Below are 14,464 nucleotides of genomic sequence, written 5' to 3' on the forward strand. Positions count from 1 at the left end.
CGTCGATGGTTGACGGTCCGGCCACTCTACCGGAAACCGCGTAACGCGCCTGGCGAGCGGCGTTATCCGCCGGCCGCGCGTGCGGCGGCCGGCGCACGCCCGGTGGTCGCGACGATCGCGAACGCGATCGCATTCGCGGCGGCGCTCGCGAGGATCGGCACGAGATAGCCGCCGCCTGCGTCGTAGATGAAGCCCGCGGCGGCCGGCCCGATCAGCGTGCCGAACGCGACGCTCGTGTACAGGATGCCGATGATCGCGCTCACGTTGCGGCCGCCGAAATAGTCCATTGCGACCGCCGGCAGCACGGCGACCCAGCCGCCGTAGAACACGCCGAACACGAGCGCGAACGCAGCCAGCGTCGCGACGGTGCCGGCGCCCGCCCACGCGAGCAGCGCGACGGCCATGCCGGCGAACATCGCGAGCAGCGACGCGCGGCGGCCGAAGCGGTCGGCAAGGCCGCCGAGGAAGAAGCGGCCGGCCGTGCTGCCCACGCCGATCGCGCCGAGCAGCAGCACGGCCGTCGACGGCGCGACGCCGTGATCGAGCGCGTACGGCACGAGGTGAACGAACGGGACGAACACACCGAACGAGCAGACGAGGCAGGCCGCGTAGAGGCTCGCGAACGGCCGCGACGTGACGGCTTCGCGCACCGTCGCGCCGGTCGATGCGACGGCGGCATTCCGGCCGTCGTCGCCGGCGGCATCGCCGTCCGGCAGCAATCCGCGCCTGCGCGGGTCGTTCTCGATCAGCAGCGACATGCCGGCGCCCAGCACGATCGCGAGCGCGGCCAGCGCGAAATACGCGCCGCGCCAGCCGACCTGCGCGATCAGCGCGGACGCGAGCGGCGGCATCACCAGCGTGCCGACGCCTATCCCCGCGACCGCGAGCCCCGATGCGAACCCGCGCCGGCGCACGAACCAGCGCTGCACCGCGCCGACGGCCGGCACGTACGCGCAGCCGACGCCGACCCCGACACCGAGCCCGTACGCGACATAGACCTGCAGCAGCGTATGCGCGGCGCCGGCGGCCGCGAGCCCCGCGCCGGTCAGCAGCATCCCGGCGACGGCGAGCCGCCGCGAGCCGAAACGATCGGCCAGCGGCCCGCTGACGATGCCGAAGCCGAAGTACAGGAAGCCGGCGAGCGAGAACACGAGCGAGATCTGGCCGCGCGACGCGGCGAAATCCCGCTGCAGCGACTCGACGAACGCGCTGAACGTATACGCGCTGCCGAACCCGACGAACGTGACGGCGAACGCGGCCGCCACCACGTACCATCCGTAGAAAAGGCGCGACGCGCCCGGGCGGTTCATGACGACGCTCCTTTCGGGTTCCACCGGCTGCCGGGCGGCGTCCGGGTTGCCCCGTGGATATAGTTGAACTATGTTGATCGCATCGGCCGCCTACAAGCAGCGGTGAAACATGCGATCCGATGTGTCAACGGTACGCGCGCGCATGCGTCGCCTCAAACGATATTTCCTCGGCCTTTCGCTTTAGAAAAACTGAATGAACCGTTCCCGCCTGCCGCCGCTCAACGCGTTGCGCGCCTTCGAAGCCGCCGCCCGCCACCTGTCGGTGAAGTCGGCGGCCGAGGAGCTGTCGGTCACGCCCGGCGCGGTGAGCCAGATGATCCGCACGCTCGAGACCCATCTCGGCGTGCAACTGTTCGAGCGCGTGAACCGCGGCATCCTGCTGACGGCCGCCGGCCGCGACTACCTGCCGCCCGTGCGCAACGCGTTCCGACAGATCGCCGACGCGTCGCAGCGCGTGTCGGGCGCCGCCGACAGCGGCGTGCTGACGGTGAGCGTCACGCCGTTCTTCGCGTCCGCGTGGCTCGTCCCGCGCCTCGCGCAGTTCCGGCAGGCGATCCCCGACGTCGACCTGCAGGTCGTCACGAGCCACGCGCTCGCGGATTTCGCGCGCGACGGCGTCGACGTCGCGATCCGCCACGGCCTCGGGCGTTACGTCGGGCTGTGCAGCGAACGGCTGCTGACGGTCGAAATCGTCGCGCTCGCGTCGCCCGAACTCGTCGCGCGGCTCGGCATGCCGGAGACGCCGGCCGCGCTCGTCGGCTGGCCGCAGTTGCACGATGCCGAACGCAAGGGCTGGCACATCTGGTTCGGCGCGCAGCGGATCGACGATTTCGGCCCGCCGCGCGGCCCTGCGTTCGACGACTCGGGCCTGCTGCTGCAGGCGATCCTCGCCGGCCAGGGCGCCGGGCTGCTGCCGGCCGCGATGGTGCGCGCCGAGCTGGCGAGCGGCCGACTCGTGCAGCTTGCCGACGTCGCATGGCTCGACGATTTCGCGTACTACCTCGTCTATCCGCCGCATCACGCGGAACGGCCGAAGGTTGCCGCGTTCCGCCGGTGGATTCTCGACGCCGCGCGGGCGGACGGCGCGGCGTCGATGTCCGGCGCGGCGTAGCGTCGCGCGGGTAGACGGCGCCGATCCGCTAACATGCGGCGCGGGCGATCGGCCCGACATCGATAACGACAAACGGAACGAGAGAGACCATGCGTGCCCTGCTCCACCGCGCGACCCATGTCGCGGCCCTGTCCGTCGCGCTCTTCGCCGCGGCCGCCGCGTTGCCCCCTTCCGCGCATGCGTACCGCGCGTCACCCGGCTACGGCAACGAAGCCGATCTCGACCGTCACGACACGTATCGCAACCGCGACGGCGAAACCGTGCATGCGCCCGCGCATTCGAAATCGGGCCGCATACCCGACGGCGCGAGCGCGCGCTGCCGCGACGGCACGTACAGCTTCAGCCGCCACCGGCGCGGCACCTGCTCGGGGCACGGGGGCGTCGCCGCGTGGCTGTGAGCGCGGGTCGGCCGAATGGCCTGCGCCGCGCCAGCGGCAGCCGGCGGCGAAGTACAATACGCGCTCGCACCGCCGCGCCCCGCGCGGCACGCTCCGTACCGGATCACCCGACGCCGCCACGCCCGCGCGCGCTGCGCGGCAGTCTCAACCACTTCTGACTTTCACACCGAAATGGCCCAATACGTTTTCACGATGAACCGGGTCGGCAAGATCGTGCCGCCCAAGCGCCAGATCCTGAAGGACATCTCGCTGTCGTTCTTTCCCGGCGCGAAGATCGGCGTGCTCGGCCTGAACGGCTCGGGCAAGTCGACGCTGATCCGCATCATGGCGGGCGTCGACAAGGACATCGAAGGCGAAGCCACGCCGATGCCGAACCTGAACATCGGCTATCTGCCGCAGGAACCGCAGCTCGACCCGACGAAGACCGTGCGCGAAGCCGTCGAGGAAGGCCTCGGCGACCTGTTCCAGGCCAACAAGAAGCTGGAAGAAATCTACGCCGCGTATGCCGAACCGGACGCCGACTTCGACGCACTCGCGGCCGAACAGGCGAAGTACGAAGCGATCCTCGCGTCGAGCGACGGCGGCAGCCCCGAGCAGCAGCTCGAAGTGGCCGCCGACGCGCTGCGCCTGCCGGCGTGGGACGCGAAGATCGAGCACCTGTCGGGCGGTGAAAAGCGCCGCGTCGCATTGTGCAAGCTGCTGCTCGAAAAGCCCGACATGCTGCTGCTCGACGAGCCGACCAACCACCTCGACGCCGAATCGGTCGACTGGCTCGAGCAGTTCCTGGTGCGCTTCCCGGGCACCGTCGTCGCCGTCACGCACGATCGCTACTTCCTCGACAACGCGGCCGAGTGGATTCTCGAACTCGACCGCGGCCACGGCATTCCGTGGAAGGGCAACTACAGCAGCTGGCTCGACCAGAAGGAAGAGCGCCTGAAGCAGGAAGAAGCGTCGGAATCGGCGCGCCAGAAGGCGATCAAGAAGGAACTGGAGTGGGTGCGCCAGAACCCGAAGGGCCGTCAGGCGAAGTCGAAGGCGCGTATCGCGCGCTTCGAGGAGCTGAGCAGCCAGGAATACCAGAAGCGCAACGAAACGCAGGAAATCTTCATTCCGGCCGGCGAACGCCTCGGCAACGAAGTGATCGAGTTCAAGAACGTCAGCAAATCGTTCGGCGACCGCCTGCTGATCGACAACCTGAGCTTCAAGATCCCTGCCGGCGCGATCGTCGGCATCATCGGCCCGAACGGCGCCGGCAAGTCGACGCTGTTCAAGATGCTGACCGGCAAGGAACAGCCGGATTCGGGCGAAGTCGTGATGGGCCCGACGGTGAAGCTCGCGTACGTCGACCAGAGCCGCGACGCGCTCGACGGTTCGAAGACGGTGTTCGAGGAAATCTCGGGCGGCGCCGACGTGCTGACGGTCGGCAAGTACGAAACGCCGTCGCGCGCGTACATCGGCCGCTTCAACTTCAAGGGCGGCGACCAGCAGAAGATCGTCGGCAACCTGTCCGGCGGCGAACGCGGTCGGCTGCACCTCGCGAAGACGCTGATCTCGGGCGGCAACGTGCTGCTGCTGGACGAACCGTCGAACGACCTCGACGTCGAAACGCTGCGTGCGCTGGAAGACGCGCTGCTCGAATTCGCGGGCTCGGTGATGGTGATCTCGCACGATCGCTGGTTCCTCGACCGGATCGCGACGCACATCCTCGCGTTCGAAGGCGATTCGCAGGTCACGTTCTTCGACGGCAACTACCAGGAGTACGAAGCCGACAAGCGTGCGCGCCTCGGCGAGGAAGCCGCGAAGCCGAAGCGCCTGCGCTACAAGCCGATCAGCCGCTGACCGGCGCGGCCCGGGCGCCCGGCACCGCGATCGCGCGGCGCTGGGTGCCGAAGGCGGCCGCATCCGGAACGGCACAACGAAAAAGCGGGCTCATGGCCCGCTTTTTTATTTGCCCGGCGCCCGTCCGCCCTTACGCGAGCGCGCCCAGTTCGCGCAGCCGCGCCTCGGTCGCCGCCGCGCTCGTATGATGAATGCCGTGCCAGCCGAGCGCCGTCGCAGCCTCGGCGTTCTTCGCGTTGTCGTCGATGAACACGAGCTCGTGCGGCGCGATGCCGGGCAGGTGCGGATCGATCCGCGCATGCATCTCGCGGTAGATCGCCGGATCGGGTTTCACGAGCTTCACGCGGCCCGACACGACGATGTCCTTGAACCGGCGCAGCACCGGGAAGTTGTCCCATGCGTACGGAAACGTCTGCGCGGACCAGTTCGTCAGCCCGAACAGCGGCATCCCCTGCGCCTCCAGCCGATCGACGAGGGCCGCGCCCTCTTCGAGCACGCCGCCGATCATCTCGTGCCAGCGCGCGTAGAACGCGCGGATCAGTGCTTCGTGCTCCGGAAACTTCGCGACGAGTTCCGCCGTGCCCTCCTCGATCGTCTGCCCACCGTCCTGACGGACCACCCAGTCCATCGCGCACACGTGCGTGAGGAACCAGCGGCGCTCGCCCTCGTCGGGAATCAGTTCACGGTAAAGATACTCGGGGCTCCAGTCGATCAGCACGCCGCCGAAATCGAACACCACTGCCTTGATCGTCATGCGAACTCCGCGGCGAGCACGTCGGCGAGCGGACGCGGCGTCACCGCGTTGCCCGACAGCGAATTGTTGTGCCAGATGAAGTGATGATGCGCGACGATCTGCGCCGCCGACAGGTGGGCGCGCTCGTTCGTCGTATGCAGATCGGACACGACGGTCGTCCGGTAGCCGAGCAGCGCGGCACGGCGCGCGGCCGAATCGACGCAGAACTCGGTCGCATAGCCGCAGATCAGCACCGAACGGATGCCGTGGCGATCGAGCTGCGCCGCGAGCGGCGTGTCGTGGAACGCGTCGCTCGCCTGCTTGCGCACGCGCCAGTCGTCGCGACCGACGACCAGCCCTGCGTGCAGTGCCCAGCCCGGCGTGCCGGGCACGATGTCGTCGTCCGCGTCGCCGTCGTGCTGCACGAAGCACACCGGCGCATTCGCCGCGCGCGCCGCCGCCGTCAACCGGTTGATGCCCGACACCACGTCGTCGAGCCGGTACGCGGGCTGCGCCCGCTCCACCAGCCCGCGCTGCATGTCGATCACGATCACCGCGGTGTCCGCCATTGCTTGCCCTCGCCGTCGTTGTCCGGCCGTCGTGCGACCGCTACCCGGCCGCTATCCGGCCATTACCGCGCGTTGCGTCAGATCGGCTGCGTGCGCACATCGAGCCATGCCTTCGCGTCGCCGCTCAGGTGCCGGCCGACGCGCTCGCGCACCGTTGCGTGATACGTGTTCAGCCACGCGCGCTCTTCGTCGTGCAGCATCTCGATCAGCACGCAACGCGTGTCGATCGGGCACAGCGTCAGCGTCTCGAACGCGAGAAAATCGCCGAATTCCGTCTGCCCTGCCGCGCGGTTCACGACCAGGTTCTCGATCCGGATGCCCCACTGGCCCGGACGGTACACGCCCGGCTCGATCGACGTGATCATCCCCTCTTCCATCGCCGTGTACGGCTCGGCCGGCGCGTAGTGCGAGATGACCTGCGGGCCTTCGTGCACGTTCAGGAAGTAACCGACGCCATGCCCGGTGCCGTGGCCGTAGTCGAGCCCGGCCGCCCACATCGGCGCACGCGCGATCGCGTCGAGCATCGGCGAGCGGATGCCGCGCGGGAAGCGGGCGCGCGACAGCGCCATCATCGACTTCAGCACGATCGTGAAATCGCGCCGCTGCAGGTCGCTGACGGTGCCGACCGGCACGACGCGCGTGATGTCGGTCGTGCCCGTCGTGTACTGGCCGCCCGAATCGATCAGCAGCAGCCCGTCGCCGGCGATCGTCGCGTGCGACTCGCGCGTCGCGTGGTAGTGCGGCATCGCGCCGTTCGCGTTGAAGCCGGCGATCGTCGCGAAGCTCGCCGACACATAGCCGGGGCGGCGGGCGCGCGCGGCCGTGAGCTTCTCCTCGATCGTCAGCTCGGTGATCGTCTCGCGATTGACGGCCTGTTCGAACCACGCGAAGAATTCCGCGAGCGCGGCGCCGTCGTGCTCCATCGTCACGCGCACGTGCTCGATCTCGGCGGACGTCTTGCGCGACTTCGCGAACGTCGACGGATTCACGGCCTCGACGAGCTTCACGCCGGCCGGCACGGCCTCGAGCGTGCCGAACGTCACGCGGCGCGGGTCGATCAGCAGCGTCGCGCCGTCGGGCAGCGCCGCGAGCGACGCACGCGCGGCGTCGTACGCGCGGACGTCGACGCCGTCCTGCGCGAGCGACGCGGCCAGCGCCGGCGGCACCTTGCCGTCGGCGACGAACAACGTCGCGCGATCGGCGCCGATCATTGCGTGCGCAACGAACACTGGATTGAAGTTGACGTCGGCGCCGCGCAGGTTGAACAGCCACGCGAGATCGTCGAGCGTCGACACGAAGTGCCATTGCGCGCCCTGCGCGTGCATCGCGCGGCGCACGTCGGCGAGCTTGCTGGCGCGCGTCGTGTCGGCCTGCGGCGCCACGTGCTCGAATACCGCGTCGCCGGGCAGCCCCGGCCGCTCGGGCCAGATCGCGTCGAGCAGGTCGACGTCGGTACGCAGCGCGATGCCGCGCGCGCTCAGCGCGGCCGTCAACCCGCGTGCGGCCGCGACGCCGAGCACGGCGCCGTCGACCCCGACCGTCGCGCCGGCCGCCACGTTGCGCGCGAGCCAGTCGACGTACGGTGCGCTCTGCTGCCCGCCCGTCATCTTCATCAGCTGGACGCCCGTGCCCGCCAGTTCGGCATCGGCCTGCACCCAGTAGCGGCTGTCGACCCACAGCCCCGCGAAATCTGCGGTCACGACCAGCGTGCCGACCGAGCCCGTGAAGCCGGACAGCCAGCGGCGCGCCTGCCAGCGTTCGGGCAGGTATTCGGACAGATGGGGATCGGCGGACGGCACGAGATAGGCGGCCAGATTCTCGCGGGCCATGGCGCCGCGCAGCAGCGCGAGACGGGCCGGCACCGGCGAGACTTCGGGGAGACGGGCATTCATGATTTCACCTGAGAGCATTCAGCGACGGGCCGACAGCGCGACCGTCACGGCTACGGCGAGGAACGCGACGCCGGTGCAGACCGGCCATTCGAGCGTCTCGCCATCGTAAAACAGTCCCGAGAGATTGCCGACCATGCGGGCGGCGGCCGCGCCCACGATGCCGACGAGCACCGCGATCCACCACGCCGGCCGGCCCGTGCGCCGCATCGGATGCAGCCAGCGGCCGAACAGCCCGACGGCCGCTCCCAGGACAAGGATTCCAAACCAGTTCATTCAACGCCTTCTATAAATTCAGATTCGTCCCATAGGCGTGAACGCTGCCAGCGGCTAGCATCGATTCATCCATCGAACCCGAGACCAGCCGGGCGCCGCGAACATTCGAGTGTAGGGGCCGACTCGACGTTATGGCAAGCGCACACCGGCTGCCATATTGAAGAAATTCTCATGCGAATCGCTCTGATCGATCCGGAATCGCGTCATACCGCACTCCTGAACCGCCTGCTCTTCGCGGGCGGTCACGTGTGCCATGCGTTTCCGTCCAGCACCGCATTCTTCGAGTGGCTCGCCGCCGACAACACCTGCGACATGCTGGTCACCGGTCATTGGGCCGGTGACCAGCAGGCGCAGGAAGTCATTCCGCGCGCGCAGGCGGTCCTGCCCGGGCTGCCGGCCATCGCCGTGATGCAGTCGGCGCGCGAAAGCGAAATCGTGTCGTGCCTGCACGCCGGCGCCGACGATTGCCTCGTGCGTCCCGTGAGCGGGCCCGAGCTGCTCGCGCGTGTCAACGCACTGAGCCGGCGCGCCGGCGTACGGCGGCCACCCACCCGCTCGCGCGAAATGTATGGCGAATACGCGTTCGACGCCACGCATTGCCTCGTGCGTTTCGGCGACGCAATCGTTTCACTCACGCCGAAAGAGTTCCGTTTCGCCCAGTTGCTGTTCACGAACCTGTCGCGGCCCGTGTCGCGCGCGCATATCCTCGAAACGGTATGGGCGCGCCGCCGCGACATGAAGTCGCGCACGCTCGACACGCACGCGTCCCGGCTGCGCAGCAAATTGCAGCTGCTTCCGGAGCGCGGCTACCGGCTGTTGCCGCTCTACGGCTTCGGCTATCAGCTCGACCGCGTGCCGATCGAGCCCCCAAATTCGCGGCCGCGCCACGCCGATGCCCGGTATGCGGCGAGTGAGGAAATCGCCGAAACGCTATAATATGGGGCTAAACGATAGCCCTCGATATGCAACTCCTCACGATCGGAATCAACCACCACACTGCGCCTGTCGCCCTGCGCGAACGCGTGGCGTTTCCGCTCGAGCAAATCAAACCGGCTCTCGTCACCTTCAAGAACGTGTTTCTCGGCCCGCAGGCGCCCAATACGCCCGAAGCGGCGATTCTCTCCACCTGCAACCGCACCGAACTGTATTGCGCGACCGACGATCGCGCGGCCCGCGAAGGCGCGCTCCGCTGGTTGTCGGAGTATCACCGGATTCCGGTCGACGAACTCGCGCCGCACGTCTATGCGCTGCCGCAGTCGGAAGCGGTCCGGCACGCGTTCCGCGTTGCCTCCGGCCTCGATTCGATGGTGCTCGGTGAAACCCAGATTCTGGGCCAGATGAAGGATGCCGTTCGCACCGCGACGGAAGCCGGCGCGCTCGGCACCTATCTGAACCAGTTGTTCCAGCGCACGTTCGCGGTCGCGAAGGAAGTGCGCGGCACGACCGAAATCGGCGCGCAGTCGGTGTCGATGGCCGCCGCCGCGGTTCGCCTCGCGCAGCGGATCTTCGAGAAGGTGTCGGATCAGCGCGTGTTGTTCATCGGCGCCGGCGAAATGATCGAGCTGTGCGCGACGCACTTCGCCGCGCAAGGCCCGCGCGAACTCGTCGTCGCGAACCGCACGGCCGAACGCGGCCAGCGGCTCGCCGAACGCTTCAACGGCCGCGCGATGCCGCTGGCCGACCTGCCCACCCGCATGCACGAATTCGACATCATCGTGTCGTGCACCGCATCGACGTTGCCGATCATCGGCCTCGGCGCGGTCGAGCGCGCGGTGAAGGCGCGCCGCCACCGTCCGATCTTCATGGTCGACCTCGCGGTGCCGCGCGACATCGAGCCTGAAGTCGGCAAGCTGAAGGACGTGTTCCTCTACACCGTCGACGATCTCGGCGCGATCGTGCGCGAAGGCAACGCGTCGCGCCAGGCCGCGGTCGCCCAGGCCGAGGCGATCATCGAGACGCGCGTGCAGAATTTCATGCAATGGCTCGACACGCGCAGCGTCGTGCCGGTGATCCGTCACATGCATACGCAGGCCGACGCGCTGCGCCGGGCCGAAGTCGAGAAGGCGCAGAAGTTGCTCGCGCGCGGTGACGATCCGGCCGCCGTGCTCGAAGCGCTGTCGCAAGCGCTGACCAACAAGCTGATCCACGGCCCGACGAGCGCGCTCAACCGCGTCAACGGCGCCGATCGCGATTCGCTGATCGACCTGATGCGTGGCTTCTACCAGCACGCGCCGCGCTCGAACGACCCGTCCGGCCACTAGCGCCGGCCGCTCGCCCTGCCGCCGGCCGGTCGTTGTGCTGTCGCCGGTCTATCCTTTCCGAATACCCCTTGCCCGGGAGCGCCGCTCCACACCATGAAGACGAGCATGCAACGCAAGCTCGACCAGCTTTCCACCCGGCTGGCCGAACTGAACGACCTGCTGAGCCGCGAAAACGTCACGGCCGACCTCGACCAGTACCGCAAGCTCACGCGCGAACATGCGGAACTCGGCCCGGTCGTCGAGCAATACGCGTTATGGCGCCAGTCGCGCAGCGACGAGACGGCCGCGCAGGAACTGCTCGCCGATCCGTCGATGCGCGATTTCGCGGAAGACGAAATCCGCAGCGCGCGCGAGGGCATGGCGCGCCTCGAGGTCGAGCTGCAGAAGATGCTGCTGCCGAAGGATCCGAACGACGACCGCAACATCTTCCTCGAAATCCGCGCGGGCGCGGGCGGCGACGAATCGGCGCTGTTCGCGGGCGATCTGCTGCGCATGTACCTGCGCTTCGCGGAACGTCAGCGCTGGCAGGTCGAGATGATGTCGGAGAGCGCGTCGGATCTCGGCGGCTATAAGGAAGTGATCGTGCGGATCGCGGGCCAGGGCGCGTATTCGCGCCTGAAGTTCGAATCGGGCGGCCATCGCGTGCAGCGCGTGCCGGCCACCGAGACACAGGGGCGCATCCATACGTCCGCGTGCACGGTCGCCGTGATGCCGGAAGCCGACGAGATCGGCGAGGTCGAGATCAATCCGGCCGACCTGCGCATCGATACGTTCCGCGCGTCCGGCGCGGGCGGCCAGCACATCAACAAGACCGACTCGGCGGTGCGCGTCACGCACCTCCCGACCGGGATCGTCGTCGAATGCCAGGACGACCGCTCGCAGCACAAGAACAAGGATCGCGCGCTGAAGGTGCTCGCCGCGCGCATCAAGGACAAGCAGTATCACGAGCAGCATGCGAAGGAAGCCGCGACGCGCAAGAGCCTGATCGGCTCCGGCGACCGTTCCGAACGAATCCGCACGTACAACTTCCCGCAGGGCCGGATGACCGACCACCGGATCAACCTGACGCTGTACCGGCTCGAGGCGATCATGGACGGCGATCTCGACGAACTGATCGGCGCGCTCGTCACCGAGCACCAGGCCGAGCTGCTCGCGTCGCTCGGCGAAGCCGACTGAGGCCGCGATGTCCGACACCACCGCCGACGCGCTGCTGCGCGCATCGCCGCTCGACCCGGTCGATGCACGCGTGCTGCTCGCGCACGCGCTCGGCTGGACCCGCACGCAGCTGATCACGCGCGGCGACGCGCCGCTCGATGCCGCCGCGGTCGAACGCTATCGCGCGCTCGAAGCGCGGCGCGTCGCCGGCGAGCCCGTCGCGCAGCTGGTGGGGATGCGCGAGTTCTTCGGGCGCCCGTTCGATGTGACGGCCGACGTGCTGATCCCGCGCCCCGAAACCGAGCTGCTCGTCGAAGCCGCGCTCGAGGCGATCGACGGGCTGCCGCACGCGGCCGTGCTCGATCTCGGCACCGGCAGCGGCGCGATCGCCGTGTCGATCGCGGCCGAGCGTCCCGATGCGCGCGTGTGGGCGCTCGACCGTTCGCCGGACGCGCTCGCGGTCGCGCAACGCAATGCCGACAAGCTGCTCGGCGCGCCGCGCCCCGGCGGCCCGCTGCACTGGCTGCGGAGCGACTGGTACGCGGCGCTCGATCCCGCGCTCGCGTTCGATACGATCGTCAGCAACCCGCCGTACATCGCGCGGCACGATCCGCATCTCGGGCAAGGCGACCTGCGTTTCGAGCCGCGCGGCGCCCTCACCGACGATGCCGACGGCCTCAGCGCGATCCGTACGATCGTCGCGGGCGCCGGCGCCTATCTGAAACCGGGCGGCACGCTGTGGATCGAGCACGGCTACGACCAAGCCGAAGCCGTCCGCGCGATACTGGCGTCGCACGGCTTCGTCGCGGTCGAATCGCTCGCCGATCTCGCCGCCATCGAACGCACGACCGGCGGCCGCCTGCCCGGCTGATGTCCGGCCCGCCCGGTTGAAATCCGCTATCATTTCGATCTAACGCCCCGCTAAAGCAAGGTCAGTCATGGACACCCAACAACGTATCAAGCAAATCGTCGACGAAAACCAGGTCGTGCTCTTCATGAAGGGCAACGCGCAATTCCCGATGTGCGGCTTCTCGGGCCGCGCCGTGCAGGTGCTGAAGGCCTGCGGCGTCGACCAGTTCAAGACGGTCAACGTGCTGGAAGACGACGAAATCCGCCAGGGCATCAAGGCATTCTCGAACTGGCCGACCATCCCGCAGCTCTACGTGAAGGGCGAATTCGTCGGCGGCTCGGACATCATGATGGAGATGTACCAGTCGGGCGAACTGCAGCAACTGTTCGCGGCCGCGTAACGTCCCCCTTTCGATGGCATCTCCCAGCGCGCCGCCACGCCGGCTGATCGTCGCGATCACCGGCGCCACCGGCGCGATTTACGGCGTGCGGCTGCTCGACCTGCTGCGCGCCGCCGGCGGCGTCGAAACGCACCTGCTGATTTCGAACGCCGGCTGGCTCAACATCCAGCATGAACTGAAGCTGCCGAAGGCCGATGTCGAAAGCCGCGCGGACGTCGTGCATTCGGTGCGCGACGTCGGCGCGACGATCGCATCGGGCTCGTTCGCGACCGACGGCATGGTGATCGCGCCCTGCTCGATGAAGACGCTCGCGAGCGTCGCGCACGGGCTGTCCGACAACCTGATCACGCGCGCGGCCGACGTCACGCTGAAGGAACGCCGCCGTCTCGTGCTGATGGTGCGCGAAACGCCGTTCAACCTCGCGCATCTGCGCAACATGACCGCCGTCACCGAAATGGGCGGCATCGTCTTTCCGCCGCTGCCCGCGTTCTATGCGATGCCGAAGACGATCGAGGAACTCGTCGATCAGACCGTCACGCGCGTCCTCGACCTGTTCGCGCTCGGCGCGCCGCTCACGACGCCGTGGGCCGGCATCCGGCACGCGCAGTAACCGCGCCTCTTTTTCGCGCATCGCCGCCAAATCGCGCTGCAATTCCTTCGATTTCCCACTTTCGGATGCGAATCGGTATTCGATTGCCTGCCGCCGCAGCGATTATCAACCAGCAAGCACCAATCAAATTCACGTTCGCCGATTTATCAATGCACGGTGCGCGCCTATAGTCACAGGCAAACCCTTTTGCAGGTCATCCCCATGAACCGCTTGCCTTCGCTGTACCTGTCCCACGGCGCCCCGACGCTGCCGATCGACCCGGCGCTGCCGTCCGGCGCATTCGCGCACCTCGGCGCCGAATTGCCGCGCCCGCGCGCGGTGCTGATGCTGTCCGCGCACTGGGGCACGCAACAGCCGGTCGCGAGCGTCGCCGCGCATCCGGACACGATTCACGACTTCTACGGTTTCCCGCAGGCGCTGTACGACATCCGCTATCCGGCGCCCGGCGCACCCGACGTTGCCGAGCGCGCGGCCGCGCTGCTGAACGCAGCCGGCATCGCGACCGCGACGGCCGAACACGGCCTCGATCACGGCGCGTGGGTGCCGATGCTGCTGATGTTTCCGGAAGCCGACGTGCCGGTCGCGCAACTGTCGATCCAGCCGCGCGCGGATGCCGCGCATCACTTCGCGCTCGGCCGCGCGCTGCGGCCGCTGCGCGACGACGGCGTGATGGTGATCGGTTCGGGGCAGATCACGCATAACCTGCGCGCCGCCGATTTCGGCGCGGCGCCCGAGGATGCGGATCCGCGCGTCGCGGAATTCACGGACTGGTTCGAGGCGAAACTTGCCGCGCGCGACGTCGACGCGCTGCTCGACTACCGTCGGCAGGCGCCGCACGCTGCGCTGATGCATCCGGCCGACGAGCACCTGCTGCCGGTCTTCACGGCGCTCGGCGCGGCGGACGACGACTACCGGCTCGGCATCCAGTCGCTCGGCACCTACCAGCGCGTGCTCGCGATGACGAACTACGTGTTCGCGAGCGCCGGCGCCTGATCCGCGGCGCAACCGCCCAGCAAAAAGCCCGCCCGAGCATCGCTCGGGCGGGCTTTTGTCACTGCATCCT

General features: G+C 68.4%; 15 protein-coding genes. 10 read left to right on the forward strand and 5 right to left on the reverse strand.

Annotation, left to right across the window (positions count from 1 at the left end):
- Nucleotides 1-62 precede the first annotated feature (62 nt).
- Nucleotides 63-1,310 (reverse strand): MFS transporter, encoded by a 1,248-nt coding sequence (locus tag C4B30_RS15335; protein ID WP_105132691.1) that lies wholly within the window; start codon nt 1,308-1,310, stop codon nt 63-65.
- A gap of 193 nt (nt 1,311-1,503) precedes the next feature.
- On the opposite strand from C4B30_RS15335, the gene gcvA reads away from it, so the two are divergent.
- From gcvA to ettA, 3 genes are all read left to right on the forward strand, one after another.
- Nucleotides 1,504-2,421 carry a transcriptional regulator GcvA gene (gene gcvA / locus C4B30_RS15340; protein WP_105132665.1) on the forward strand — a complete coding sequence of 306 codons (918 nt, stop codon included), beginning with the start codon at nt 1,504-1,506 and terminating at the stop codon, nt 2,419-2,421.
- An 89-nt stretch (nt 2,422-2,510) separates the two neighbouring features.
- Nucleotides 2,511-2,819: a DUF3761 domain-containing protein gene (locus tag C4B30_RS15345; RefSeq protein WP_105132666.1), complete on the forward strand. Its 309-nt coding sequence runs from the start codon at nt 2,511-2,513 to the stop codon at nt 2,817-2,819.
- Between the two features lie 171 nt (nt 2,820-2,990).
- Nucleotides 2,991-4,658, forward strand: a complete 1,668-nt coding sequence (gene ettA, locus C4B30_RS15350) for an energy-dependent translational throttle protein EttA (protein ID WP_027783420.1) — start codon at nt 2,991-2,993, stop codon at nt 4,656-4,658.
- Nucleotides 4,659-4,788: 130 nt separating this feature from the next.
- On the opposite strand, the gene C4B30_RS15355 is transcribed toward ettA, so the two are convergent.
- The 4 genes from C4B30_RS15355 to C4B30_RS15370 form a co-directional block, all read right to left on the reverse strand.
- The gene (locus C4B30_RS15355) at nt 4,789-5,412 is read right to left on the reverse strand and encodes an HAD family hydrolase (protein ID WP_027783419.1); all 624 of its coding nucleotides are present in this window, start codon (nt 5,410-5,412) and stop codon (nt 4,789-4,791) included.
- Nucleotides 5,409-5,960: a cysteine hydrolase family protein gene (locus C4B30_RS15360; RefSeq protein WP_027783418.1), complete on the reverse strand. Its 552-nt coding sequence runs from the start codon at nt 5,958-5,960 to the stop codon at nt 5,409-5,411. The genes C4B30_RS15355 and C4B30_RS15360 overlap by 4 nt, the downstream gene beginning before the upstream one ends.
- A 77-nt stretch (nt 5,961-6,037) precedes the next feature.
- Nucleotides 6,038-7,852 carry an aminopeptidase P family protein gene (locus C4B30_RS15365; RefSeq protein ID WP_027783417.1) on the reverse strand — a complete coding sequence of 605 codons (1,815 nt, stop codon included), beginning with the start codon at nt 7,850-7,852 and terminating at the stop codon, nt 6,038-6,040.
- 18 nt (nt 7,853-7,870) lie between these two features.
- Nucleotides 7,871-8,125: a hypothetical protein gene (locus C4B30_RS15370; protein ID WP_006477062.1), complete on the reverse strand. Its 255-nt coding sequence runs from the start codon at nt 8,123-8,125 to the stop codon at nt 7,871-7,873.
- Between the two features lie 171 nt (nt 8,126-8,296).
- On the opposite strand from C4B30_RS15370, the gene C4B30_RS15375 reads away from it, so the two are divergent.
- From C4B30_RS15375 to C4B30_RS15405, 7 genes are all read left to right on the forward strand, one after another.
- Nucleotides 8,297-9,061, forward strand: a complete 765-nt coding sequence (locus C4B30_RS15375; protein ID WP_027783416.1) for a response regulator transcription factor — start codon at nt 8,297-8,299, stop codon at nt 9,059-9,061.
- Nucleotides 9,062-9,087: 26 nt separating this feature from the next.
- Nucleotides 9,088-10,386, forward strand: coding sequence for a glutamyl-tRNA reductase (hemA, locus tag C4B30_RS15380; protein WP_027783415.1), 1,299 nt, complete (start codon nt 9,088-9,090; stop codon nt 10,384-10,386).
- Nucleotides 10,387-10,479: 93 nt separating this feature from the next.
- Nucleotides 10,480-11,562 (forward strand): peptide chain release factor 1, encoded by a 1,083-nt coding sequence (prfA, locus tag C4B30_RS15385; RefSeq protein ID WP_027783414.1) that lies wholly within the window; start codon nt 10,480-10,482, stop codon nt 11,560-11,562.
- Between the two features lie 7 nt (nt 11,563-11,569).
- Nucleotides 11,570-12,412, forward strand: a complete 843-nt coding sequence (gene prmC / locus C4B30_RS15390) for a peptide chain release factor N(5)-glutamine methyltransferase (RefSeq protein WP_027783413.1) — start codon at nt 11,570-11,572, stop codon at nt 12,410-12,412.
- A 67-nt stretch (nt 12,413-12,479) separates the two neighbouring features.
- Nucleotides 12,480-12,791 (forward strand): Grx4 family monothiol glutaredoxin, encoded by a 312-nt coding sequence (gene grxD, locus C4B30_RS15395; protein WP_027783412.1) that lies wholly within the window; start codon nt 12,480-12,482, stop codon nt 12,789-12,791.
- A 13-nt stretch (nt 12,792-12,804) separates the two neighbouring features.
- Nucleotides 12,805-13,401, forward strand: a complete 597-nt coding sequence (locus tag C4B30_RS15400; protein WP_027783411.1) for a UbiX family flavin prenyltransferase — start codon at nt 12,805-12,807, stop codon at nt 13,399-13,401.
- Nucleotides 13,402-13,602: 201 nt separating this feature from the next.
- The gene (locus C4B30_RS15405; protein ID WP_027783410.1) at nt 13,603-14,394 is read left to right on the forward strand and encodes a DODA-type extradiol aromatic ring-opening family dioxygenase; all 792 of its coding nucleotides are present in this window, start codon (nt 13,603-13,605) and stop codon (nt 14,392-14,394) included.
- Nucleotides 14,395-14,464 lie beyond the last annotated feature (70 nt).

The organism is Burkholderia sp. BE12, from assembly GCF_002959955.1.
Classification (GTDB): Bacteria; Pseudomonadota; Gammaproteobacteria; order Burkholderiales; family Burkholderiaceae; genus Burkholderia.